A 21,714-nucleotide genomic window follows, 5' to 3' on the forward strand; every position below is an offset into this window, starting at 1 on the left:
GCCTATCGCATCAATGGGTCTGCGGGAGTGAGGGGCCTTGGCCACACTGCGCGGTGGCGGGGGCGCGGACGGTGGCCAGGACTCCAGAGAGCAGCACGACGATGGTCCCCGCGAGCGGCACCACGAGCAGTCCCACACGCAAGCCCACGGCGTCGGCGACGAGCCCGACGAGCGGGGGCGACGCGAGGAACCCCAGGCGCATCAGCCAGCTGACGACGGTGAGCCCTGTTCCCGGTCTCAGGCCGGGCAGCTCATCGGCGCCGTGCATGGCGGCGGGGACCAGCGTGGCGACGCCGAATCCCGCGAGCGCGAAGCCCGCGATGGTGCCCGGTATCGAGGGATACAGGAGCGCCGCGCTCATGCCCACCGCCGTGGTGGCCCCGCCCGCCCGAGCGACGGCGCGCTGACCGAACCGGTCCACCAGTCCATCGCCCAGCATCCGGCCCACGAACTGCGCGCCCACCAGGGCGACGAACCCGAACGAAGCGACGGCGGCCGTGGCGCCGAGTGTTCCGGAGAGGTAGACGGCTGCCCACGTCATGCCCGCGTCCTCGACGAGCGTGCCGCCGACGGCAATCAAGACCAGCGCGGCAATCATCAGCCAGATGCGCCCGCGCCCCGTCGGCTGGCGCCGCGCGGGAACGCTGTCCAGGTGCGCCGCCGCAGGCTCGGGCTCGACGGTGACGATGGGCTCGGGGCCGGGGAGCGTGTAGCGCAGCGCCATCAAGGACACCCCGGCGAAGAGCAGGGCGGAGAATCCCAGATGCAGGCCCCGGTGCACGTTCAGTCCCGCAGCGAGCCCACCCATGAGTCCGCCGACCACCGCGCCGACGCTCCAGACCGCGTGGAAGGAGTTGAGGATGGACCGGCCATAGAGCCGTTGCACCCGCAGCGCGTGGGAGTTCTGCGCCACGTCGGTGATGGCGTCCATGCCGCCCGCGAAGAAGAGCGAAACGGCGAGCACCCACCATGACGACGCGAGGCCCGCGACCAGCACGCCCAGGCTCGTCAGCAGCGTGCCGGCGACGGCGACCCGTGAGGAGCGGAAGCGGCGGATGAGCGCTCCGGCGGCGAGCCCCGCCACCATCGCGCCACTGGGGAACGCGGCGACCGCCAGCCCGTATTGAGCGTTGCTGAGGCCCAGGTCGGCTTTGATCTGCGGATAGCGCGGCAGGAGGTTGGCGAGGATGGCGCCGTTGGTGAGGAACAGCGCCGCGACGGCCGCGCGGGCCGCCCGGTACTCGCGGGGGGCCAGTCGAGGGGAGGTGGAGGGCATGGCAGGTCAGGGGGAGCGCGAGAGAAGGCGGCGCAGGGCGTCCCGGGTCAGGTCGCGGCTGCGTGGGGCGGGGTCGAGGCTGATGTGGATGAACAGCCCCTCAATCAAGGCGTCGAGCTCGTGCGCCATCCTGGCGTCGACGAACCGTTCCAGCACTGCGCGGCTGCGGCGCATCCAATCGTGGGTGATTTGCCGGAAAGCCCGTTGGCGCGCCGCGAGCGTGTAGAGCTCGAGCGTGAGCACGAGCTCGTCCTGGCCCGCCGCGAGGTCGTCGTGCACGATGTGGACGATGGCGGAGACCAGCGAGTCAAGGTCGGTGGCCGCGGCGATTCGCTCGGCGAACCGCTCGCTGATGCGCTGGGCGAAGCGGCTGAACGCCTCGTGCAGCAGTTCGTCCATGCTCGTGAAGTGGTAGGTCATCGAGCCCAGGGGCACGCCCGCGCGCTCGGCGACCCGGCGGTGCGACGTGCCGGCAACGCCCCCTTCGGCGATGACCGCCAGCGCGGCATCGATGATGCGATCCCTTCGCTCGGGGTCGTGTCTACGCGTGGCCACGTGGGTCTCCGGGGATGCGGCAGGAGGCATGAGGCCTCAAGGTGCCGCTGGCGATATGTACGATCGTACATATCTCATTATTCCACCGGGCCGTGGCGCTTCCCTGGTGGGTCACCGCGCTAGCGGTTCGGGGGCCGCGGCGCGGTCTTCCCGCAGGGCGCCTTGGTGGCAGGTCGCACGCTGCCTCAGGTTGGGCCTGAGGCGGCAGCGGGCAATTCCGAATTTTCAGTCCAGAGGGCGGCACCCAGAATCAATGCGTCGCGTGCCCCTCACCCGCTCGGAGCTTCCCTCATGCCATCGTCCGACAGCCTTCTGGTGACTGTTGCCGTCTTCGTGCTCGCGGGCCTGGTCAAAGGCGTGGTGGGGCTGGGCCTGCCCACCATCGCCATGGCGCTGCTGGCCCTGGTGATGCCTCCCGCCCGAGCGGCGGTCCTGCTTATCGTGCCCTCCCTGGTCACCAATGTCTGGCAACTCCGGCCCTGGTCGACCTTGGGGCCTCTGCTGCGGCGACTGGCGCCGATGCAGGTGGGCGTCTGCGCCGGCACGCTCGTCGGAGCGTGGCTGCTGGGCGCGCCCATGGGCGCGTGGGCCACGGTGTCCCTGGGCGTGGCGTTGGTGGCCTATGCGGCCTGGGGGCTCAGTGGGGCCCGACTCATGGTGGGCCCGGTGGCGGAGGCGCGCCTGGGGCCTTGGGTGGGCGCGCTCACCGGCTTCGTGACGGCGGCGACGGGCGTCTTCGTCATCCCCGCGGTGCCGTATCTGCAAGCGTTGGGCTTCGAGCGAGAGGAGCTGATTCAGGCCATGGGTATCTCGTTCACGGTGTCCACGCTGGCCCTGGCGGCGGGGCTCTATGTCAACGCCGCTGGCGTGGGGACGCAGTTGAGCCAGTCCCTCCTGATGTTGCTGCCGGCGCTCGTCGGGATGCAGGTGGGGCAGTGGCTGCGCCAGAAGCTCTCACCCGTGCTGTTCCGGGCGTGTTTCCTGGTCAGCTTGATGCTCCTCGGAATGCACATGGTTGCCCGCGAAATGCTGGCAGGGTGAAGGTGCTGGGTCCTGGGGCTCGGACAATCGCCATGAAAGTGTCACCGGCCGCGTAGGAAGGCGTAACCGGGCTGTCATTCACGCCCGACACCATGCTGCCTTCCGAAAGGCACCTGGGAGCGGTTCATGCGATTGAAGACGGAGAAGGAAGTGCGCAGGGGTGCGCGTTCGTCGAGCCGGACGCGCTGGTTGACGGTGACGTGGATGGCGGCCAGCGTGCTGTCCGCGTGTGGTGATGACGATGACGTCGGCCCTGGCGAGCTGCCCGCGCCGCTGGACCTGACCATCCTCCACATCAACGACCACCACTCGCACCTGGCGGGCTCCAGCCTGGAGCTGAACGTGACGAACGCCGCGGGTGACACCGTGGCCGCGGAGGTTGAATCCTCGGGTTTCGCGCGTGTCTCGTCCGCGATGAAGGAGCTGGCGGCTGGCAAGGAGAACGTGATCAAGCTCCACGCGGGTGACGCCCTCACCGGCACGCTGTACTTCAACCGCGCGGGCCAGATTGGCGAGGCCGACGCCGCGATGATGAACACGGTGTGCTTCGACGCCTTCACCCTGGGCAACCACGAGTTCGACAAGGGCGACACCGAGCTGAAGAACTTCATCGACCGCCTGCATGCCGGCCAGTGCCAGACGCCCGTCATCAGCGCAAACGTCCAGTTCGGCGCGGGCTCCGCCCTGCACACCTCCAGGGCAGCCGGCTACGTGGAGCCCTTCACCGTCGTCGAACGGGGTGGCCAGAATATTGGCCTCGTCGGCCTGACGATTGCGGGCAAGACGAAGGAGTCCTCCAGCCCGGACGTGGACACCACGTTCGAGGCCGAGGTGCCCGCCGCCCAGCGCGCCATCGATGCGCTGCGGGCCCAGGGCATCAACAAAATCATCGTGATGAGCCACATCGGGTACCAGCTCGACCGGACCATCATCCCGCAGCTGAGCGGGGTGGACGCGGTCATCGGCGGTGACTCCCACACGCTGCTGGGGCCTGCCGCCATGGAGACCTTCAACGTCGGAACGCCCGCGGGGCCCTACGCGGAGCCGCTGCGCAACCGCGACGGCGAAACGGTGTGCCTGGGGCAGGCCTGGCAGTACTCGCAGGTCGTCGGTGAGATGACCCTCCGCTTCGACGCCGATGGCGTGGTCACCTCCTGTGGTGGCACGCCCCACGTACTCATCGGCAACCAGTTCTCCATTGATGGGACGCCCGTCTCCGAGGCCGACAACGCCGCGATGCTGGCCAGCGTGGCCACCAGCGGCTTCCTTCGGGTGACGCAGCCGGATGGCGCCGCCGCGCAGGTGCTGGCGCCGTTCCAGGGCCGGATCGACGAGTACAGCCGGACGGTGGTGGCCACGGCGGGCGACGAGCTTTGCACTCGCCGCGTGCCAGGAAACACGGAGCCGGGCCGCTCCAGCGTGAGCTGCAACGCCCTGGGCGAGGTCCACAGCCGGGGCGGCGACATCCAGCAGCTGGTGGCCCAGGCCTATCTGGAGGTGGCGAACGCGGATTACGGCGGCGCGGACATCACGCTGCAGAGCGCGGGCGGCGTGCGCCGGCCGCTGCAGGGACCGGTGACGGCGGCGGACGTCATCGAGGTGCTGCCCTTCGGCAACATGCTGTTCCGGCTGGACGTCACTGGCATCGAGGTGAAGTCGATGATTGAGGACGGGCTGCACGCCACGTTCCGGGAGGGCGGCACCACGGGGCCCTATCCGTACACCGGCGGCCTGCGCTTCGACGTCAACGCCGCCCAGGCTCGCGGCCAGCGCGCCAGCAACCTGGAGGTGCTGGACCAGACGACGGGCCAGTGGAACGAGCTCCAGCCGACCGCCACCTATCGCCTGTTCGTGCTGAGCTTCAACGCCACGGGTGGTGACGGCTACGCGACGCTGGCCAACGTGCCCGCCGAGCGCCGCTCCGACATCGGCGTGCTCGATGCCGACGTCCTCCAGACGTACATCGACCGTCAGGCCGAGCGCGAGCCCGGCACGAACCTGCCCGTCCTGCGCAAGGTGGATGCGTCGCTCTACAGCACGAAGTCGTTCGTCGAGTAGCGCGTCGAAGGGACACGCCCGCCTGGCATCAGCCGGAGAAACAGTTGTCCCGTGGCGGACATCGCATCCGCCACGGGATGTGCCCTCAAGGCGTCACTTCGAACGGTCGCTGCGGGTCCTGCGACCACTCCGTCATCGAGCCGTCGTACACCGCGACGTCGTCGCGGCCGAGCCGGGCGAGTTGAAGCGCCGCCACCGTGGCGGCGATGCCTCCGCGGCAGTGCATGACGGTTTTCTTCGCCGCGTCGAGCGCTCCGACCTTCTCGAAGAGGGGCTTCACGTCCGCGGGCTTCCGGTAGGCCCCCCGTCGCTGGGTCGATGAGGAGTCCGAAGAACACGTGCTCACTCGACGGGATGCGCCCGGCTCGCGCGTAGGTCTTTCGGCGCCCGTGGAACGTGTCGTCGTCGAGCACGTTGATGCGCGCGGCCTTGGGGGCGAGCTCCGCCACGAGTGGCGGTGTGTCACGCCGAGGCCACCACCGCCGAGCGCCGTCCCGCCCACCGTCCGCTACCCGGCAGTCCCTTCAGGCAGGCACCAACCGGTGAACGGTCACGAAAGGTGTTCTGGCCGTGCTTTTCGTGCTCGCACGGTTTCTTGCTGGCCTGCGACGTGGCCTTGCGAAGTGGAAGGGCCGCCGCGGTAGCGGGCATGCGGGCGGCCCCTGGCTCGCGGCGCCGTGGGTGTCCTCTGCATTCCGCGGGAGGCGTGCCCACGCTCCGGAAGAACCCTGTCGGGGCGTGAGCTCCCCGCCCCCGAGGAATCTCCATGAAGACATCCATTCCGTCGCAGATGAAGGCCGCCGCCATCGACCGCTTCGGTGGGCCGGAGGTGCTTGGCATGAAGACGGTGGCCGTTCCGGCCGTGGGCGCGGGAGAGGTGCTCATCCAGGTGGAGACCGCGGGCGTCGGCAGCTGGGACGCGGCGGAGCGCGAGGGGGAAATGGAGGCGCTCAAGCCCGGCAAATCATCCTTCCCGTATGTGCTGGGGACGGACGGGGCCGGCACCATCGTGGCGGTGGGCGAAGGCGTCACGTCCCGCAAGGTGGGCGACCGGGTGTACGGCTCCGGCTTCCTCAACGAGAAGGGCGGGTTCTTCGCCGAGTACGCGGTGGTGAAGGCCGATAATACGGCGCTCGTGCCTAAGGGCTTGAGCGCCGAACAGGCGGGCGTCCTGGCCACGGATGGAATCACGGCGCTTCAAGGCGTGCAGGACGCGCTGAACGTTCGTCAGGGCATGACGCTGCTGGTGTACGGCGCGAGCGGCGGCGTGGGCCATCTGGCGGTGCAGCTCGCCAGGCGACTGGGAGCGCGGGTCCTGGCGGTGGCCTCGGGGCCGGACGGCGTGGAGTTGGTGAAGCGCCTGGGGGCGGAGAAGGCGGTGGACGGGCGGGGTGGTGATGACGTGGCGAAGGCGATTCGGGACTTCGCGCCGGACGGGCTCGACGCGGCGCTGGTGCTCAGGGGCGGCGAGGGCAACGGCCCGGCGCTGCAGGCCGTGAAGAAGGGAGGTCACATCGCCTACCCGAATGGCGTCGAGCCGGAGCCACGGGCTCCCGAGGGTGTGAAGCTCACGGCCTACAATGGCGAGTCGAACGCTGACGTCCTCGCGCGCCTCAACCGGCTCATTGAAGCAGGGCCTTTCCATGTCGAAGTCTTCCAGGTGTATCGGCTGGACGACGCGGGCCGTGCGCTCGAAGCCGCGGGCAAGCACCATCTGGGCAAGCTGGCCCTGCGCATCCACTGAGCCACCGCGCGCTACACCTAGTGCGCTCGGGTGGGACTCGCGGCGACGCACGAGGACTGCCGGGCACCCACCTTTGGATGCCCGGCGTCACGCCTCGGGGTGTCCGCGGCTGTGCGGTGGGCTCAGCCCGCCAGCGCCGCGGTGATGTCGATGCCCTTGGTGATGGACTCGACCTTGATGTTCTTCCGCTTCGCGGCAGTGGCGAAGTCGAGCGTCCTCAGGTCCACCGACTGCACGGCGAGGCTGTCGTAGAAGCGGATGTTCAGGACCTTGTTCGTCAGGTCCTTGGCGACGGCCCATAGGGTGTAGTCGCAAAGCTCGTCCTTGTCCGGCTTCGCGTGCTTGCGGCTGGTTCCGTTCGGGATGTCCACCGTGTTGAGCAGGTGGAACGCGAGGGTGCAGGCCGCGGCCGCGTCTTCGGGCTGCTTGGCGGCTTGCCGGAGGTAGGCGATGCGGACGAAGCGCGAGGGCGGCGTCGAGTCGCCCGGCAGTCCGAGCATGCCGCTGCCGCAGCCATGGGGTTCGAACGTGGCGGAGCCGAGCGTCACCTGGTCGATGTCATACGCCGTCAGCTTCGCGTAGTTCTTGAGGTTCTCCAACTGGTCGGGGAAGGTCGGGTGGTTGGTCAGGACACCCACCGGATTGTCCTTACCTGTGTAGAGATTCACCTCTCCGTCGATGAACTCCACGACGAGGCTGTTGCCCTTCGCATCGTGGATGGGGAAGTGCAGCGGCGCGAGCTTCGACAGCCAATCGCTGTGCCAGATCTGGACCTCCTTGCGCACGAGGACGTCATACAACTCGTCCACGGTGGCGAAGTTGCCGAGCGCCCATGTCACGAAGAACTCCGGCGCCAGGGCCTTGGACGGATCGGTTGCAGTGGGGAAGTGGGAACCGGGCATCCACAGCGCGCCAGCGGACAGTCCCTCCGAGTTCATGCCATCCGCGATGACGGTGAGATCGAAGAGCGTGGAGGTGATGCCGACGAAGCCATACTTCGACTTCCACGAGAGGCCCTTCAGATTCACCATGGACGCGGGCGACTGGAACTCCTCTCCAGGTGCGTGGACCCTCAGCATGGGGTTGAGCGGCTTACCGAATTCCATGCTGCGGCCAACGACGACGGACGAGTCCTTGGCGACGACGATGAAGTCAGTGCACATGCGGCGGGCTCCTTGGGGAGGTGTCGGTGTTTGCCCGAGCCAAAGCACTCCGCGTGCCATGTGCTGTGCGCGCGGTGCCACCGTGTTTCCCGCTGGTTGGCGCGCGCAGCCACTCAGCGGCGCGTCCGCTGACGCGTTCCGCGGGGGGCGTGACGTGTCAGGAATCCTCGTCATGGTGGGTTCGTACGACGGCAGCGGGAATCCGCTGCCCGGCTCCATTCAGGCCCGGGGGACGGCGGAGGCGCCCATCCGCTTCGGCCCCGACGATGCAACGGCGACCAAGGGCCATTGGGCGGGCTTCCAGTTCAGCAGGGATGCCGACTCCACGCTGGAGCACATCACCATCACCGCCTTCACCGAGGCCTCCCGCCAGAACGTCTTCGCCAGCAACGACGTTGGCACGCAGTGCAACAACCCGTAGGCCCCGCTGGACTGGGAAGGGGCCCCGCCGCCGCTGGAGCCGGGCGGAGGGGCCCGCCCGAGGTTAGAATCCGCGGATGAACTCCAGCCCATCCAGCCGGTCGTCCGTCGTCGTGGCGGAGCTGGGGCCCACGAACACGGGGAAGACCCACCGAGCCATCGAGCGCATGCTCGAGCACGGTTCGGGCATCATGGGGTTGCCGCTCCGCCTGCTCGCCCGTGAAGTCTATGACCGGGTGACCGCTCGGGTGGGTGAGGGCCGCGTGGCGCTGATGACGGGGGAGGAGAAGCGCGTGCCCCCGCGCCCCGACTACTGGATTTGCACCGTCGAGGCGATGCCGACCGACAAGTCCGTCGACTTCCTCGCGGTGGATGAAATCCAGCTGGCTGCTCACCGTGAACGCGGACATGTCTTCACGGATCGGCTTCTCCATGCCCGGGGACGCAAGGAGACCTGGTTCCTGGGCGCGGACACGATGCGGCCCATGGTCCAGACGCTCATCCCCCATGCGTCGGTGAAGCGCGCCACCCGTCTGTCGCAGCTTCGGTATGCGGGGCATCGCTCCCTGAAGAGCCTCCCGCCTCGGTCGGCGGTGGTCGCGTTCTCCGCGGACCGCGTCTACGAGCTGGCCGAGTCGCTGCGGCGCCTCCGAGGCGGCGTGGCCGTGGTCCTGGGCGCGCTGTCTCCCCGGACGCGCAACGCCCAGGTGGCGATGTACCAGTCTGGAGAGGTGCAGTACCTGGTGGCCACGGATGCCATTGGCATGGGGCTGAACCTGGACCTCAACCATGTGGCCTTCGCCGCGCTGTCCAAGTTCGACGGCGCTGACCAGCGGGAGCTCTACCCGGACGAATTGGCACAGATCGCGGGCCGTGCCGGCCGCCACTTGAACGACGGGAGTTTCGGCACGCTGAACACGTTGCCGGAGCTGCCGCCGCGGGTGGTCTCCGCCATCGAGACGCACCGCTTCCCGGCGGTCCGGAGCCTCATCTGGCGCAATGCCTCGCTCGACTTCGCGAGCCCGGAGGCCCTGCTGGATTCACTGGCGCGCGCGCCGGGCCACAGTGCCTTCATCCGGGTGGAGCGCGCGGATGACTTCGATGCGCTGAAGGACCTCTCGCGTGTTCCAGCCATCCAGGACCTGGCCACCGGGCCGGCCATGGTGGAGCTGCTGTGGCAGGTCTGCCAGATACCCGACTTCCGCAAGGGGCTCTTCGGCCAGCATGTCGCGTTGCTGCGTGAGACGTTCCTGCAACTCACCGCCGGGGACGGAAAGCTGGACGCCGTCTGGCTGAACAAGCAGGTGGCGCCGCTCGACGACGTGTCCGGAGACATCCACACGCTGATGGACCGGCTGGCGGCCATCCGCATCTGGACGTACATCAGTCATCGGCCGGGCTGGCTGCATGAGGCGGAGCACTGGCAGGAGCGGACCCGCGGCATCGAGGATGCGCTGGGGGACGCGCTCCATGAACGGCTCGTCGAGCGCTTCGTGCAGCGTGCCGCGAGGCGCAGCACGCGTCGCTTTGTGAAGGCCACCGCGCGGCCGTCATCCGGTTCGGCCAGTCCCTTCGCCAAGCTGGGGCAGATGCTGGAGGTGATGCCGGGCGCCGAGGGCTTCGCGATAACGGAGGAGCAGTTCGTCCAGCGGGTGGTGGACGCGAGCCATGACGCCTTCCAGGTGGATGCGACTGGCGCCATCTCCTTCGAAGGCGAGCCCCTGGCACGCCTCGTTCGCGGGACGGACCGCCGCTCCCCTTTGCTGGCACTGGCGGAGCCGGAGGTCTGGACGGGCGGCGCGCGGCAGCGGCTGGAGCGGCGTCTGCTGGCGCTGGCTCGGGACCTCGTCACCGAGGCCATGGGCGGCTTTCCCGCTGAGTCCTTCTCCGGAGCGGGGCGGAACGCGGCGGCGCGTGGGCTCGCGTATCGCCTGTCCGAAGGGCTGGGCGTGATTACGCAGGGCGAGGCGCATGAGCAGTGGCGGCTGTTGGATGAGGAGGCTCGTGCGCGCATGAAGGAGCAAGGCGTCTGCGAAGGACACCGCTTCGTCTACGCCGCCGAGGCCCTCAGCCCGCATGCGCTGGAGCGGCGCTGCATGCTGACGTCGCTGTTCCTCCAGCGGCCATGCCCCACCGGGGTGCCACGAGAACCCGTGCTTCAACTCTCCGAGTTGGACCGCCGGGACGCACGTGCCTATGGGTACGAGGTGCTCGGGAGCGTGGTTCTGCGCATCGACATCGTCGAGCGGCTGTGCGAGGCCCTGCGCCACCCGCACGGGGGCCGGCAGGTGCAGGCGCTCATGCAGGAGCTCCGCTTGGAGGGTGGTATCCGGGCTCGGGTGCTGCGCGAGCTGGGAGGCGCCACTGGAAGCCCTCCGCCGCGTCGGCGCCGTCGCCGACGTGGCGGCTCCGCGCAAGTGTCCGGCACGAGCGCCGCTCACCCAGGTTCGCCTCGGAGCGGGGCCTCGGAGCGGGAGCGACGGCGGCCCCGGGAGGGTGCGGTCCGGAATGCCACGGAGATTCGAGACGAACCCTCGGAGTCATGAGGCGCTGGCGCACCCGTCTGCGTCGGAGCTCCTCGCCTGAAGGGACGGCTCGCGCAGGTGCTCGGCGACTGGACGTCCGCCGAGCCGGGAGTGAGTCTCTACTACCCGCCCCCGCCAGCCTTCGAGCGCTGGTGGCGCTCAGTTCGCTTCGTGCCCGTGCGGCTTGTTTCGCTTCGAGGGCATGAACGTCAGGGTGGCCGCGTTGGCGCCAGTTCCAGCGGGCACGAAGACGTCAATGAAGTTCCCCGTCTTCCCGCTGAAGCGCAACACCGTGGCCGGGAGGAAGTCCGGGATGTACAGGTTGCCGTCGGGACCGAACTCCATGTCCACGAAATCAGTCAGGCCACCGCTCCCCGATTCGACGAAGACGTCGATGAAGGCGCCCGTCTTGGCGTTGAAGCGCAGGACGTCATCTCCGGCCGTGGTGCCAACGTAGAGCTTGTGGTTCTTGCCAATGGCAATCGTCACCGCGTCGATGTCCGGGATGAAGATGGCACCGGGCTGTCCGGCCGCGGGGAAGGGCGCGCCATTCTCGTCGTAGCGCACCACGTTGTTGCCGATGATGCTGACGACGAACAGGTTCCCCTTCTTGTCGAACGCCATCTTCTGGGGAACGAGCAGTCCGCCGCCCGAAGCGAACACGTCGATGAAGGCGCCTGTCGTCCCGTCGTAGCGCAGCACGCTGTTGGTGCCGCCAAAGCTGTCGGCGACATACAGGTTGCCATCAGGACCGAAGATGAGGCCGCCGGGGAAGCCCAGCCCGCCACTGCCCACGGGCACGAAGATGTCGATGAAGGCGCCCGTCTTCCCGTTGAAGCGCAGCACCTCCCTGCTGGCGAAGCTGGCGATGTAGAGGTTGCCGTCAGGGCCGTAGACGAGCTCCTGCGGGTTGTTGAGTCCGGCGGCGCCAGGCGGGATGAAGACGCCCACGAAGGCTCCCGTCTTCCCGTCGTAGCGCAGCACGCTGCTGTTCACGTTGTTGCTGACCAGCAGGTCGCCTACCTTCTTCTTCCGGACCTTCACCTTCACCGAATCCAGGCCCCACTGTTCGTTGGCCTCGCCTCGAGGCGGGTCCGCGAAGCGGAGTGTCAGCCGGTCTCCGGTGTGCCTGAAAGTGAAGGACAGGGGATAGATGGCATCCCCGCGGCTGCCGTAGCCGGACTCGTCGCGGTACCCGAGCTTGCCCTTCATCGATGCGCCGGTGAGGCCCGGGTAGCTGCCTTGGAGGTAGGGCTTCGGGTACGACTGTCTGTAGCGTGCGTCGAACGGCGCGTCGTCATTGGAGAAGGTGGCATCCAGCAGGACGGGACCGCCGTCCACGCTCGCGACCCAACGGTCGGGCCCCTTCGTCGTGTCGTTACCGTCCCACGACTTGAGGACGAACAGCTCCAGTTGGACCTCGACCTCGTCATGGTCCGGCAGGTCGGCCAGGCTGAGCGTGACTTCCTGCTCGTTGAAGGGCCCCAGGAACTTTCGCTCTCCCTTCGGCGTCCGGGACACGGTGCGGTGGCTCCACTCGGGGCCCGCCCCTTCTCCGAAGTTCTCTGAATAGACTTTCTTCTCCGGGGCCTTCCACTGCGCTTCGACGCTTTCCTGTTCGACGGACTCCGACTCCGCCTGCTCCCCGAAGCTGTCTGCCTGCTCGTCGGGTCCTCCCATGCACCCAACCAACCACCACGCCGCGAGTGCTGCACAACCCAGCCGCCAACCCTTCATGAGCTGCCTCCCCTTTGACGCGAGCCCAGGGTGAGGACACGGAGGGAGGGCTGCCATTGACTGGGAGGGTTCCACGCGTCCGTGCACAGGACGCTTCAATGCCCGGCAATCCGGAGCCGGAGCTCCGGGATGGGCCGCTTCATGCGCGGGGAGGGCCAGACAGGGGCTCGGGCGCCGGGCCTGGCGACAAGCTTCAATGCGCTGGCATGGATGCCAATGCTCAGTCTCTCGCCGAGGCGGTCTTGGTGCTCCGGCCCCGGCTCATGCGGCTCTTGGCGAGCTTCTGGAAGGAGCGGGCATCGGAGTCGTTGGGGCCGGACATGGCGCGATAGAGGGCTTGCGCCGCATCGGCAGGCCGAACGCCTCCGCCAGACGTGCGCGGGCATAGCGAATGCCTGGAGTCAGCTCTGCGGGGGGCTGGGTGGACGTCGCCGCGTTTGTCTAACGCCGCGCGGACACGAGCAACATCATGGGGCGCTCCCGCTCCTCGGCCAATTCCGGCTGGGCGGAGAGCTGCGCCTCGGTCGGACCCCATTCGTTGACCTGGCGCAGACTGAAACCGGTGTGAATCAGGGCGTTCAACAAGGTGCCCAGCGTGCGGTGGTACTTGATGACGCCCTTGGCGAGCCAGTCCGTGGTGCGGGGCCCCTCGGCCTGGTAGCCATTGAGGGGCCATGTCTTCTGGCCTTGTTCATCCACCCGCCAGCCCGGGTGGGTGGGAGCCATGTAGATGGGATGTTCGATGGAGAAGACCAGCGCGCCACCCGGAACCAGGGTGGCGTGCACCTTCGCGAGCAGGCACGGCAGGTCTTCGATGTAGTGAAAGGCCAGGGAGCTGTAGACGAGGTCGAAGCTGGCTCGAGGAAGTTCCACCGTCTCCAGGTCTGCCTGGGTGTAGACGATGTCGCGGGTGGACGTCAGCTGCCGGGCCCGTTCCAGCATTCGCGCCGAGACGTCGAGCCCGTGAACCTGCAGTGCCCCTTGTTCCCGGGCCCACCGGCTGAACCAGCCGTAGCCGCAGCCGAGGTCCATCACCCGGAGGCCCCGCAGCACGGGCAGCATCGCCCGCAGCGCGGGCCATTCCGGTGCACCTGCGAGCCCTTCCATCGAGCGCCGCAGCTGGCTGTAGCCTTCGAAGAAGCCGGGGTCGTCGTAGATGTTCTGCGCCATGCTGGCTTTTGAGCACCCTTGGCGCGGGCCTGCAACCGGTGCGCTCCCATCCGTCACGGCGCGGACGTCACGGGACGCGGCTCAGTCATCGAGCGTTCCCGCCTGGAGCGCGATGCGGGCCGTGCCCGCCATGTTCTCCGCCAGCGCCTGCACCGAGCCCGACACCTTCTGAGTCTCCTCGACGGTGCGCAGCGTGTGCCGCATCTGGGCGGACAGGTCTTGAATGGCCTGGGCAATCTGGGAGGTGCCCGTGTCCTGCTGCGCCACCGCCGCGGAAATCTGCCGCACGCTGGTGCCGGTGTCGTCGATGATGCCCGTGAGTCGCTGGAGCTGGGTGCCGGAGACGCGCACCGCGTCCAGGCTCGCCTTCACTCGCTGCTCTCCTTGTTCACTCATCTTCGCGGCCTCACGCATGCTCAGGCTCACGCCGTCGAGCACCTCGCGGATGCGATGGGTCGCCAGAATGGACTGGTCGGCGAGGCTGCGGACCTCTCGCGACACGACGCCAAAGCCCCGGCCGTGTTCCCCGCTGCGCGCGGCCTCGATGGCGGCGTTGATGGCCAGCATGTTGGACTGGTCCGCAAGCCCCTTCACGGTGTTCACGATGCTGGAGATTTCGCGGGTGCGTGCGTCCAGCGCGAGGATGCGGCTCGACATCTCGGAGACCTCCTGGCGGATGGCTTCCAGGTTGGTGAGCGTGCGGGTGATGGCCGCGCCGCCATCGCGCCCCGCCTCCTCGGCGGTTTCGATGGAGCCCGCGAGCCGCCGCGCCTTGTCCGCCGTCACCAGGGAGCCCTGCCGGATTTCCTGGACCGTCTGCTCCGCCTCGCGGAGCGCCGCGGCCTGCCGGCTGACACCCGCCGTCTGCACCTCACTGGACGTGCGCAGTTGTTGCGCCACCGCGGCCAGCTCGCCAGCGCCGCTCCCCATGTCCTGGGCGAGCCGCTTCACTTCATGACGACGCTCCTCGAGCTGGCGCGTGTGCGACGCGAGCGCGCGCACCACCAACACCGAGCGGCGCACGACGATGCCCACCAACGAGAGCGTGAGCGCCAGGAAGCCCCAGTGCATGAGCGAGTCCGTGGCCTCCACCAGTCCGAACACCGGCAGCGTGGTGTGGATGACGACACCGAAGAACACGCCCAGGCCAATGGAGAAGATTCGCGCGTCGGGGTTGCCCCGCCACGCCGAGATGCCCGCGACGATGACGCACCCGAGCAGGCAAGGCACCGAGTAGAGGACGAAGATGCCAAGGTTCCGCTGCGCCATGCCCAGGTCGGCCATCACGATGATGACTTGAAGGGAGGCCGGCACGCACGCGGCCCAGGCACTCAAGCGGAACCAGCGCATCCGGTTCTCCAGGACGCTATCGGAGATGAACCAGGCGAGCGCGGGCAGGATGCAGTGCGAGCCCACCAGCGTGAGCTGGCTCCCCAGCAGATAGCCGCCCCAGAGCGCGGGAATCAGGCCGCTCGTGCCCAGAAGCAGGGCCGCCGAGCCGCTCGTGAAGATGACGAGCGGTAGGAGCATCTGCGTCTGGCGCCGTACCAGGGCACCCAAGGCGGCGGCACTGGCGATGGTGAGCAGCAGCATGCCCATGACGAAGGGTGCCAGCCCCGTGCGCGTCACCGTCGCGAGCAGTTGATGGTGTGCCCCCACCCGGGCCGCGCCTCCCACGCCGATGATTGGACCGCTGCCCTGGATTCGCAGCAGCAGGCGCGCGCCTTCCACCGCGGGGGGCAGGGGAACGAGCCGCCACGCGAGGTTGTCCGTCACCTCCGTACCCGAGGGATTGAGCCGCCCGCTCGAATGGACGCGGTGGCCGTTGACGTAGACCTCGAAGGCATTGGCTACCGTGCCCAGGTAGAGCGCGGGCTCCAGCCACTGCCCCTGCGGGACGGGGATGCTCAGCCAGAGGAAGGTGTTCGCTCCCCGGCCCGGCGGCTCGCGGAGGGCCGCCACGGGCTGCCACGCCTGCTCATCCCCTGACTCCAGTGCCCAGGCTGGTACATCGGCGGGGCCCGGCGGTGAGTCTCCCCAGCGGTATCGCCAGCCCTGATTCAAGTCGATGCTGGGCCGTCCTGTGTCCGCCCACGCGGAGGTGGAGAGTATCAGGAGGAACGGCAGCACCCAGCACCACGACGTGCGTCGTGAAGACATGCATGCGCCGGCAGGTGAAACAGGTGAAACACCGGGGACTGCGTGAATCGCCGGCGCGTGAGTCGGAATGCGGATGTGACGCATGGATGCGTCCATCCTCAGGTGCGGGAGACGCCCCTGTAAAATGGGTCTGCTTCACCCCGCCTGGCCGCTCGAACTCTGCCCGTATGTGTTTCATCGACAGGCGGTGAGACTTGGGTCCGGGATTGCCTGTTTTTTGTGTTTCACGGGCTTCGTCAGCAAGGCAAAGTTCCGTGGGGATGCCGGACGGCGCGGCGCGTGTATCACTGCGCCGCCCGGCTGGGAGCCCTGGGGCCGCGAAGACTCAGCGCGAGCCGCGCTTGACGCGGCCCACCGACCATTCAATGAGCTTCCGGGCCTGACGGTGAAGGGCCGTCTGTTTGAGGGCGCCGTTGAGCTGATCGGCGAGCTGGTGTCGCAGGGGCGGGGTGGCGATGTGCTCTTCCAGTTCCCGGATGCGCTGGGCCTGCTCCTGGAGTTTCCGCTCGTCCGCGGAGACGCGCTGTTCCAGTTCGTGGAGGCGTTGGGCCTGGGCCGGGTTCGACGTCTCGTTGATGAGGTGTCGAACCGGAGGCGGCGAAGGCCGGCGGGCGATGAGGTCGGCATTGTCACCCTTGCGGAGAACGAAGTTCAGCGTGTTCCGGGTGAGGGCCTTGGGTACGCGAGCGCCGCTCTTCTCCACGTATAGACGCAGCACCTCTTCGTCGAGTGTGACGGGGAACATGTCGAGCACTTCTGGCTCGAAGCCCGTCCCCACCAGCAAGGGGTCGATGTTCCCCAGCGCCAGCTCGAGCTCATGGTGGCTGACGCCCAGGCCCCATCGGGTCAGCAGCATGGGGGCGTCTTCGGCGGACGCCTGGGCCATCGAATCTCGGAAGTTCTCGCGGGGGGAACGTGAGGCATACGGCCACCCGAGTTCAGGCGGCAGGAAGTGGAAGAACGGCATCAGGGACGTGTGCGCGTCGAAGTACACGAGCCGGTTGGGCGTATCCACGACGACGAGCAGTCCTCCGGGACGCAGCAGGTCCCATCCGGTGCGGAGCGTCTCCAGTCGCTCGGCGGGCGTCTGATGTTCGAGCACCGCGTACAGTACGAAGATGTCGGCGCCCCCGGGGTTCTCCTGCCTCAGCTGTTCCAGCAACTTCGCGGGCTCCACGACGCGCGTGTCGACGTTGCGCAATCCCAGGGCCTTCATGCGGCTTTGGGCCGCGCGCACGGAGGGCGCGTGGATGTCGTATCCCGTGACGTGGCGGGCAACCTGGGCAAAGGCCGCCGTGCTGGAGCCCGTGCCACAGCCCAGCTCGACGACGTTCGCCTTGCCCAGCTTCGTGTATCGCGCGAGCCAGGGCAGTACGTGGTCGACGCACCGGTTGTAGCGGCCATCCACATGGTCCGCGATGTCCGACTGGCCCGCCGGCGTCTTCAGGAAGCCCACATCGAAGTCCGCGAAGTAGGATTGCAGCAGGGCCTCGCGCACGTTCGCCAGGAGCGTGGGGTCCTCCATCCTGTAAGCCTCGAAGCCCGTCGCCATGCCTCAGTCTCCTCGCGGTTGGTGGTGGAGCGAACTGCGGGCACGGAAGGTACCAACCGAGGCCGCTCCGAGCGAGCAAGGGCGCGTGCGAATGGTGGCTTAATGGCGAAGCGGCGTGCCGGTGCTGGGGCGGATGTTCTGATTCACGCGGAAAAGGTTGGTCGGGTCATAGCGGTCCTTTACTTCCACCAGCCTTGCGTAGTTGTCTTGGTACGTCGCCTGTACGCGTTCCTGGCCCTCGTCCATGAGGAAGTTCACGTAGGCGCCGCCCGCGGAGTAGGGATGCAGGGCTTCCCAATACTCCTTCGTCCAGGTGGTGATGTCCCCGGCCTTGTCAGGAGATGGGTCCACTCCGACGATGACCTCCGCCCACCGCGCGTCCCGGAAGCTGAAGGCGGTGTCGCCTGGTGCCGCCCGGTGTGCCGCTCCGTCGATGGGATAGAGGTGCATGGTGGAGTGCATCGTGGGCAGGCGGTGGGCGAACGCCACGTGCCGGGAGATGGCTTCGTCCCCCAGCTCCCGCACGAAGTCCGCGCGCCAGTACCATTGGAGGCCCGGCGGATAGAGCGCATCGAACATGCTCTGCAGCGCGGGGTAGGGCATGGTCTGCACGCCGTCGAGCGCGGGGGCCATGGCGCGCACGGGCGCGAAGAGCGTGTCGGCTTGAGCCGGGTCTCCGGTGTAGCACCACACCACCGCGCACATCTTCTGCAAGTGCAGGTGGGGCGGGAAGGGCGCCGCGGGCGGGACGACCATGAAGGCGAAGAAGCCGGTGAGTGTCTCGGGCGCGGTGGGGATGAACTCGCGGTACCACCGCATCACCTCCTCGGCGCGTTCCAGGGGCCAGAGCGTCGGACCTCCCAGGATGGTGTCCACCGGGTGGGCCTGGAAGAGGAAGGACGTGACGACGCCGAAGTTGCCGCCGCCGCCGCGCACGGCCCAGAACAGGTCCGGGTGCTGCTCGGCGTTCGCGGTGACGAAGCGCCCGTCCGCCAGCACCATGTCCACGGCGAGCAGGCTGTCGATGGTGAGGCCGTAGCGGCGTGAGAGGTGGCCCAGGCCGCCACCCAGGGTGAGGCCACCCACGCCCGTGGTGGAGATGATTCCCGAGGGAACGGCGAGCCCGAACGCGTGCGTGGCATGGTCCACTTCGCCCCAGACGCTTCCTCCCGCGACACGCACGGTGCCCGATTCGGGGGCGACCCGGACGCCGCGCATGAGCGACAGGTCGACGACGAGCCCCCCGTCGCAGGTGCCCAGGCCAGCACCGTTGTGCCCACCCCCACGGACCGCGAGCATGAGGCCCTGCTCTCGTGCGAACTCCACCGCCGCGAGGACGTCCGCCACGTCGGCGCATCGGGCAATCAACGACGGCCGCTTGTGAATCATGGCGTTGTAGACGCGGCAGTGCTCCTCGTAGTCCGCGTCCCCGGGGCGCACGAGCCGACCGCGCAAGCGGGCCCGTAGCTGCTCGACCCGGCCTGGAGGCAGCCCGGGCGGCCGTCCTTCGCCTGTTCGCGCAGGCTCACTTCGAGGGTCCAGGGGCATGGCTTTCTCCTCCGTGGGGCCGTGATGGGAGAGGCCCCCTACAGCCAAGCTAGGGACGGTCGGCGAGCGCGAAGGCGCGTTCACGGCAGGTGGGCGGGAGGGGGCGCCCAGGCACGTGTTGGCGGAGGGACGAGGACGTGGCGCTTGGCAGGCCCGATAGGGGAGAGGGGGCAGACCAGGAGCTTCGTCTTCCTTCGTAGCCACAGGGTTTGAGTTCGAGGTCTGGGGGGCCCGGCTCCCGGATGGTTGTCTGGTGATGGCTATGTCCAGAGCGGCAGCGCGGGATGGAGATTGTCAATCCAAGGGCAAGTCGCCGTGCCATGCTGGCTTGAACGGGAGGGTGCTGCCATCATGGGCATGAGGGGGATTCAGCGGCTTGCGGGTGTCATCCTGGCCGCGGTGTTGTCCATGGGGGCTGCGGAGAGACCTCGGGCTGCCATTGTCGGAACAGTCTTTGATTCCGAATGGGAACACCCTCTTCCAGGCGTCAGCGTGACGGCAAGTTCATCTACGGCGCCGGGAGAGATACGGACGGAGACGGATGCCGCTGGCGCCTATCGCTTGGATGGAGTTCCGCCTGGGACCTATTCGATTCGGTTCGAGCAGGAGAAGTATACGGCCCATTCTCAGGAGCGCTTGGAGGTCGCTGAGGGCTCGACCCTGCGTGTCGATGTCGGGCTGAGTGAAAAAGCGCCCACCTTCCACGTGCGCTGCGGGGGAATCTCCAGCGATCTGGCTCACACCCCCAGGTCATATACCGCACCGCGTGTGGTTGTAGGCCTGCCGGTGGGCAGGCCGCGAGGCGGGAGCGGAGGACTGCGCGCCGCGGAGAGTCTTGCTGAACTCAGTCCTGTCACGCTGCTTGACGCATCTGGCTTCGCCATCCGGGGAGCCTCTGCATCCGAGAACGGCTATCTGCTGGAGGGCTTCTCCACCCGAGATGCCGTCACGGGATTGAACCTGGTGCCCCTCAGCATGGAGTTCGTTTCCCTCGTGACGGTGCATGCGGGAGGCTCCATGCCGGACCAGGGACGTGCGAACGGTGGTGTCATCGAGGCTTGATTGCCGACAGGGTGCACCCGCATCTCCGGCTCCGCCTTTGCTTCCTGGACCCCAGGCGGGCTGGAGGGGCCGCGTGAATCCATTCCGAACGCGGGTTCGGTGGGCACCAGCCGGAATGGGCTCAAGAACCTGGGAGACTTCGGCATAACCCTGGGCGGTCCGCTCGTGCGGAATCGTCTCTCGTTCTTCGCGGGCGTTGTGCCGACGCTCAGTCGCAACGGGCGGCGCGATGACCTGACGGACCACCGTGGAATCCAGGCGGTGGGCCGGCTGACGTACCATGTCGCTCCTGGTCATGATGCGTCACTGCTCGTCCTCGCCACGCCTTCGTTGGTACGAGGGACGGATACTGCCGACCGACCTTGGGAGTTCGACAGTGAGACGGTCCTGGGGATGTTCGATTACAACGGCATGTTCCTGGACAATCATCTGCTCCTTTCCTTCAAGGCGGGATGGCTGAATCACAAAGCCGTCAGCCGCGTATCGACTGGCGATGCGCGGCGAGCGCAGCGCCGCTTTCACGCGAAGACCGAGGGATATTACTTGCTGCACGCCGTGGGGACTCACGTGTTCAAGGCGAGTATTGACGCGGAGCACTCCATGCACGACTCGGTACATCCGGTCGCATCCCGTGCGGCAAGCACAGTCTTGGGGGGATTCGTGCAGGACACATGGACCGTGAGTCACTTGCTCACGCTTCAAGGCGGCGCTCGCTATGATGTGCAGTCCCTGAGGGAGGGGTTGGATGGGCGCCGGGCGCTCACGGCCTACCTGCTCTCACCGCGGGCTGGCGTGGTCATCAATCCACGGACGATGTATCACTCGCAGCTCTTCGCATCCTTCGCGAAGTACCACGACCTGGTGCCGCTCGGGCTCATGGATGCAGAATCGGGCCAAGGTGTCACCTTCGATCCCAACCTCGTCCCGACGTCCTCCCGTGAGGTCATCGTGGGGGCTTCGCATGAGTTTCGTCCAACGCAAAACGGAAATCTCTGGTTCCAGTTGGCTGCGCACTATGCCCGGCGTCGGCTTGATACCACACTGGCGTCCGTCGACGGCCCAGACGATGAGGGTGTGCTGATTGGCAATCCGGGTATCGGGCTCGCAGCGGCGCTTCCGAAAGCTGTTCGTACTTATGATGCCGTGACGGTGTCGGTACAGCCGAAATTCTATTGGGTGCGCACCCAATTCAGCTACACATGGTCGAGATTGTACGGAAACCAGACCGAGCCACTCGGCGCCGATGCAGGGCGCCCCTTGGTTCGACAGCAATTGCTTCCGGCGGACCGCGCTCATTCCATCAAGGCCACCGGTACCCGTGGTTTCGAGTTGGCTCGTAAGCTTCACCTGCTCACAGGGGTTTCCTACCAGGGCGCATCTGGAACGCCACGGGATGACTTGGGGACCCGGAATCGTTGGGTCCACGTCCTCGATGCCCACGTGGACTTGAAGTATCAAGTGTCGAGATTCGAGTCGGTGTCGTTCGAGCTTGATGCACTCAACCTGTTGAATACGCAGCCGGGGGCGTGGTTGGGAGAGGGGCGCTCGGTGGAGTCTGACGGGGTGCCCCCCTTGTATGTCCTGCCGCCGCTACAGGTGCGGTTCGGAGTGCGCTACTCGTTCTGACGTCGCTGCCCTGTCCGCCCATGCGCGTAGGCTGAATGTCGATAGAGGTGTCCTCGATGAGCGCGCCCGCCGTGCCG

Annotated in this window: 16 protein-coding genes and 1 pseudogene; 8 read left to right on the plus strand and 9 right to left on the minus strand. The window is 67.6% G+C overall.

From position 1 onward, the window contains the following. Positions 1 to 10: 10 nt before the first annotated feature. Together BHS09_RS10800 and BHS09_RS10805 are read right to left on the minus strand one after the other, a co-directional pair. A complete protein-coding gene (locus BHS09_RS10800) occupies positions 11 to 1,276 on the minus strand; it encodes an MFS transporter (RefSeq protein ID WP_140797815.1) in 1,266 nt (421 codons plus the stop codon). 6 nt (positions 1,277 to 1,282) lie between these two features. Beyond that, positions 1,283 to 1,831 carry a TetR/AcrR family transcriptional regulator gene (locus BHS09_RS10805; RefSeq protein WP_140789440.1) on the minus strand — a complete coding sequence of 183 codons (549 nt, stop codon included), beginning with the start codon at positions 1,829 to 1,831 and terminating at the stop codon, positions 1,283 to 1,285. Positions 1,832 to 2,122: 291 nt separating this feature from the next. Here BHS09_RS10805 and BHS09_RS10810 point away from each other — a divergent pair, with 291 nt between their 5' ends. Both BHS09_RS10810 and BHS09_RS10815 read left to right on the plus strand, forming a co-directional pair. Further along, complete coding sequence (locus BHS09_RS10810) at positions 2,123 to 2,872, plus strand: sulfite exporter TauE/SafE family protein (RefSeq protein WP_140789442.1); 750 nt, start codon at positions 2,123 to 2,125, stop codon at positions 2,870 to 2,872. 126 nt (positions 2,873 to 2,998) lie between these two features. Continuing rightward, entirely contained in the window at positions 2,999 to 4,930 is a 1,932-nt protein-coding gene (locus BHS09_RS10815; RefSeq protein ID WP_237080297.1) for a bifunctional metallophosphatase/5'-nucleotidase, read from the plus strand. Between the two features lie 85 nt (positions 4,931 to 5,015). Here the strand turns inward: BHS09_RS10815 and BHS09_RS39010 are convergent, their stop codons facing one another. Continuing rightward, entirely contained in the window at positions 5,016 to 5,210 is a 195-nt protein-coding gene (locus BHS09_RS39010; protein WP_201800556.1) for a rhodanese-like domain-containing protein, read from the minus strand. A gap of 486 nt (positions 5,211 to 5,696) precedes the next feature. Between BHS09_RS39010 and BHS09_RS10825 the strand changes: the two genes are divergently transcribed. Then, positions 5,697 to 6,674 (plus strand): NADP-dependent oxidoreductase, encoded by a 978-nt coding sequence (locus BHS09_RS10825; RefSeq protein ID WP_174260516.1) that lies wholly within the window; start codon positions 5,697 to 5,699, stop codon positions 6,672 to 6,674. 122 nt (positions 6,675 to 6,796) lie between these two features. On the opposite strand, the gene BHS09_RS10830 is transcribed toward BHS09_RS10825, so the two are convergent. Further along, positions 6,797 to 7,837: a linear amide C-N hydrolase gene (locus tag BHS09_RS10830; RefSeq protein WP_140797816.1), complete on the minus strand. Its 1,041-nt coding sequence runs from the start codon at positions 7,835 to 7,837 to the stop codon at positions 6,797 to 6,799. A 172-nt stretch (positions 7,838 to 8,009) separates the two neighbouring features. Between BHS09_RS10830 and BHS09_RS10835 the strand changes: the two genes are divergently transcribed. Together BHS09_RS10835 and BHS09_RS10840 are read left to right on the plus strand one after the other, a co-directional pair. Then, the gene (locus BHS09_RS10835) at positions 8,010 to 8,258 is read left to right on the plus strand and encodes a hypothetical protein (RefSeq protein ID WP_140797817.1); all 249 of its coding nucleotides are present in this window, start codon (positions 8,010 to 8,012) and stop codon (positions 8,256 to 8,258) included. A gap of 76 nt (positions 8,259 to 8,334) precedes the next feature. Next, positions 8,335 to 10,803, plus strand: a complete 2,469-nt coding sequence (locus tag BHS09_RS10840) for a helicase-related protein (RefSeq protein ID WP_140797818.1) — start codon at positions 8,335 to 8,337, stop codon at positions 10,801 to 10,803. A 138-nt stretch (positions 10,804 to 10,941) separates the two neighbouring features. Here BHS09_RS10840 and BHS09_RS10845 read toward each other — a convergent pair whose 3' ends face one another. The 5 genes from BHS09_RS10845 to BHS09_RS10865 form a co-directional block, all read right to left on the minus strand. Next, on the minus strand, positions 10,942 to 12,462 hold the full coding sequence (locus BHS09_RS10845; RefSeq protein WP_237080298.1) for a Vgb family protein: 1,521 nt from the start codon (positions 12,460 to 12,462) through the stop codon (positions 10,942 to 10,944). A 498-nt stretch (positions 12,463 to 12,960) separates the two neighbouring features. Then, positions 12,961 to 13,689 (minus strand): class I SAM-dependent methyltransferase, encoded by a 729-nt coding sequence (locus tag BHS09_RS10850; RefSeq protein WP_140797820.1) that lies wholly within the window; start codon positions 13,687 to 13,689, stop codon positions 12,961 to 12,963. Between the two features lie 81 nt (positions 13,690 to 13,770). After that, complete coding sequence (locus BHS09_RS10855) at positions 13,771 to 15,945, minus strand: methyl-accepting chemotaxis protein (protein WP_140789453.1); 2,175 nt, start codon at positions 15,943 to 15,945, stop codon at positions 13,771 to 13,773. 229 nt (positions 15,946 to 16,174) lie between these two features. After that, positions 16,175 to 17,401: a methyltransferase gene (locus BHS09_RS10860; protein ID WP_140797821.1), complete on the minus strand. Its 1,227-nt coding sequence runs from the start codon at positions 17,399 to 17,401 to the stop codon at positions 16,175 to 16,177. 99 nt (positions 17,402 to 17,500) lie between these two features. Further along, the gene (locus BHS09_RS10865) at positions 17,501 to 18,856 is read right to left on the minus strand and encodes an FAD-binding oxidoreductase (protein ID WP_237080300.1); all 1,356 of its coding nucleotides are present in this window, start codon (positions 18,854 to 18,856) and stop codon (positions 17,501 to 17,503) included. Positions 18,857 to 19,357: 501 nt separating this feature from the next. Between BHS09_RS10865 and BHS09_RS40255 the strand changes: the two are divergent. The 3 genes and pseudogenes from BHS09_RS40255 to BHS09_RS38580 form a co-directional block, all read left to right on the plus strand. Then, positions 19,358 to 19,630 (plus strand): annotated as a pseudogene (locus BHS09_RS40255) (carboxypeptidase-like regulatory domain-containing protein); the annotation flags it as partial. Positions 19,631 to 19,735: 105 nt separating this feature from the next. Continuing rightward, complete coding sequence (locus tag BHS09_RS39305) at positions 19,736 to 20,011, plus strand: hypothetical protein (protein ID WP_237080301.1); 276 nt, start codon at positions 19,736 to 19,738, stop codon at positions 20,009 to 20,011. A gap of 393 nt (positions 20,012 to 20,404) precedes the next feature. After that, positions 20,405 to 21,637, plus strand: a complete 1,233-nt coding sequence (locus BHS09_RS38580) for a TonB-dependent receptor domain-containing protein (protein WP_237080302.1) — start codon at positions 20,405 to 20,407, stop codon at positions 21,635 to 21,637. Positions 21,638 to 21,714 lie beyond the last annotated feature (77 nt).

The sequence above is a fragment of the Myxococcus xanthus genome (genome assembly GCF_006402735.1).
Lineage (GTDB): Bacteria > Myxococcota > Myxococcia > Myxococcales > Myxococcaceae > Myxococcus > Myxococcus xanthus_A.

What these genes read in the sequence shown, in the direction of transcription:
- BHS09_RS10840 (WP_140797818.1), top strand. Translation starts at nt 8,335, where the DNA reads ATGAACTCCAGCCCATCCAGCCGGTCGTCCGTCGTCGTGGCGGAGCTG.
- BHS09_RS10850 (WP_140797820.1), bottom strand. Translation starts at nt 13,689, where the DNA reads ATGGCGCAGAACATCTACGACGACCCCGGCTTCTTCGAAGGCTACAGC.
- BHS09_RS10835 (WP_140797817.1), top strand. Translation starts at nt 8,010, where the DNA reads ATGGTGGGTTCGTACGACGGCAGCGGGAATCCGCTGCCCGGCTCCATT.
- BHS09_RS10845 (WP_237080298.1), bottom strand. Translation starts at nt 12,462, where the DNA reads ATGGGAGGACCCGACGAGCAGGCAGACAGCTTCGGGGAGCAGGCGGAG.
- BHS09_RS10855 (WP_140789453.1), bottom strand. Translation starts at nt 15,945, where the DNA reads ATGGACGCATCCATGCGTCACATCCGCATTCCGACTCACGCGCCGGCG.
- BHS09_RS10825 (WP_174260516.1), top strand. Translation starts at nt 5,697, where the DNA reads ATGAAGACATCCATTCCGTCGCAGATGAAGGCCGCCGCCATCGACCGC.
- BHS09_RS10860 (WP_140797821.1), bottom strand. Translation starts at nt 17,401, where the DNA reads ATGGCGACGGGCTTCGAGGCTTACAGGATGGAGGACCCCACGCTCCTG.
- BHS09_RS10815 (WP_237080297.1), top strand. Translation starts at nt 2,999, where the DNA reads ATGCGATTGAAGACGGAGAAGGAAGTGCGCAGGGGTGCGCGTTCGTCG.
- BHS09_RS10810 (WP_140789442.1), top strand. Translation starts at nt 2,123, where the DNA reads ATGCCATCGTCCGACAGCCTTCTGGTGACTGTTGCCGTCTTCGTGCTC.
- BHS09_RS38580 (WP_237080302.1), top strand. Translation starts at nt 20,405, where the DNA reads ATGTTCGATTACAACGGCATGTTCCTGGACAATCATCTGCTCCTTTCC.
- BHS09_RS10830 (WP_140797816.1), bottom strand. Translation starts at nt 7,837, where the DNA reads ATGTGCACTGACTTCATCGTCGTCGCCAAGGACTCGTCCGTCGTCGTT.
- BHS09_RS10800 (WP_140797815.1), bottom strand. Translation starts at nt 1,276, where the DNA reads ATGCCCTCCACCTCCCCTCGACTGGCCCCCCGCGAGTACCGGGCGGCC.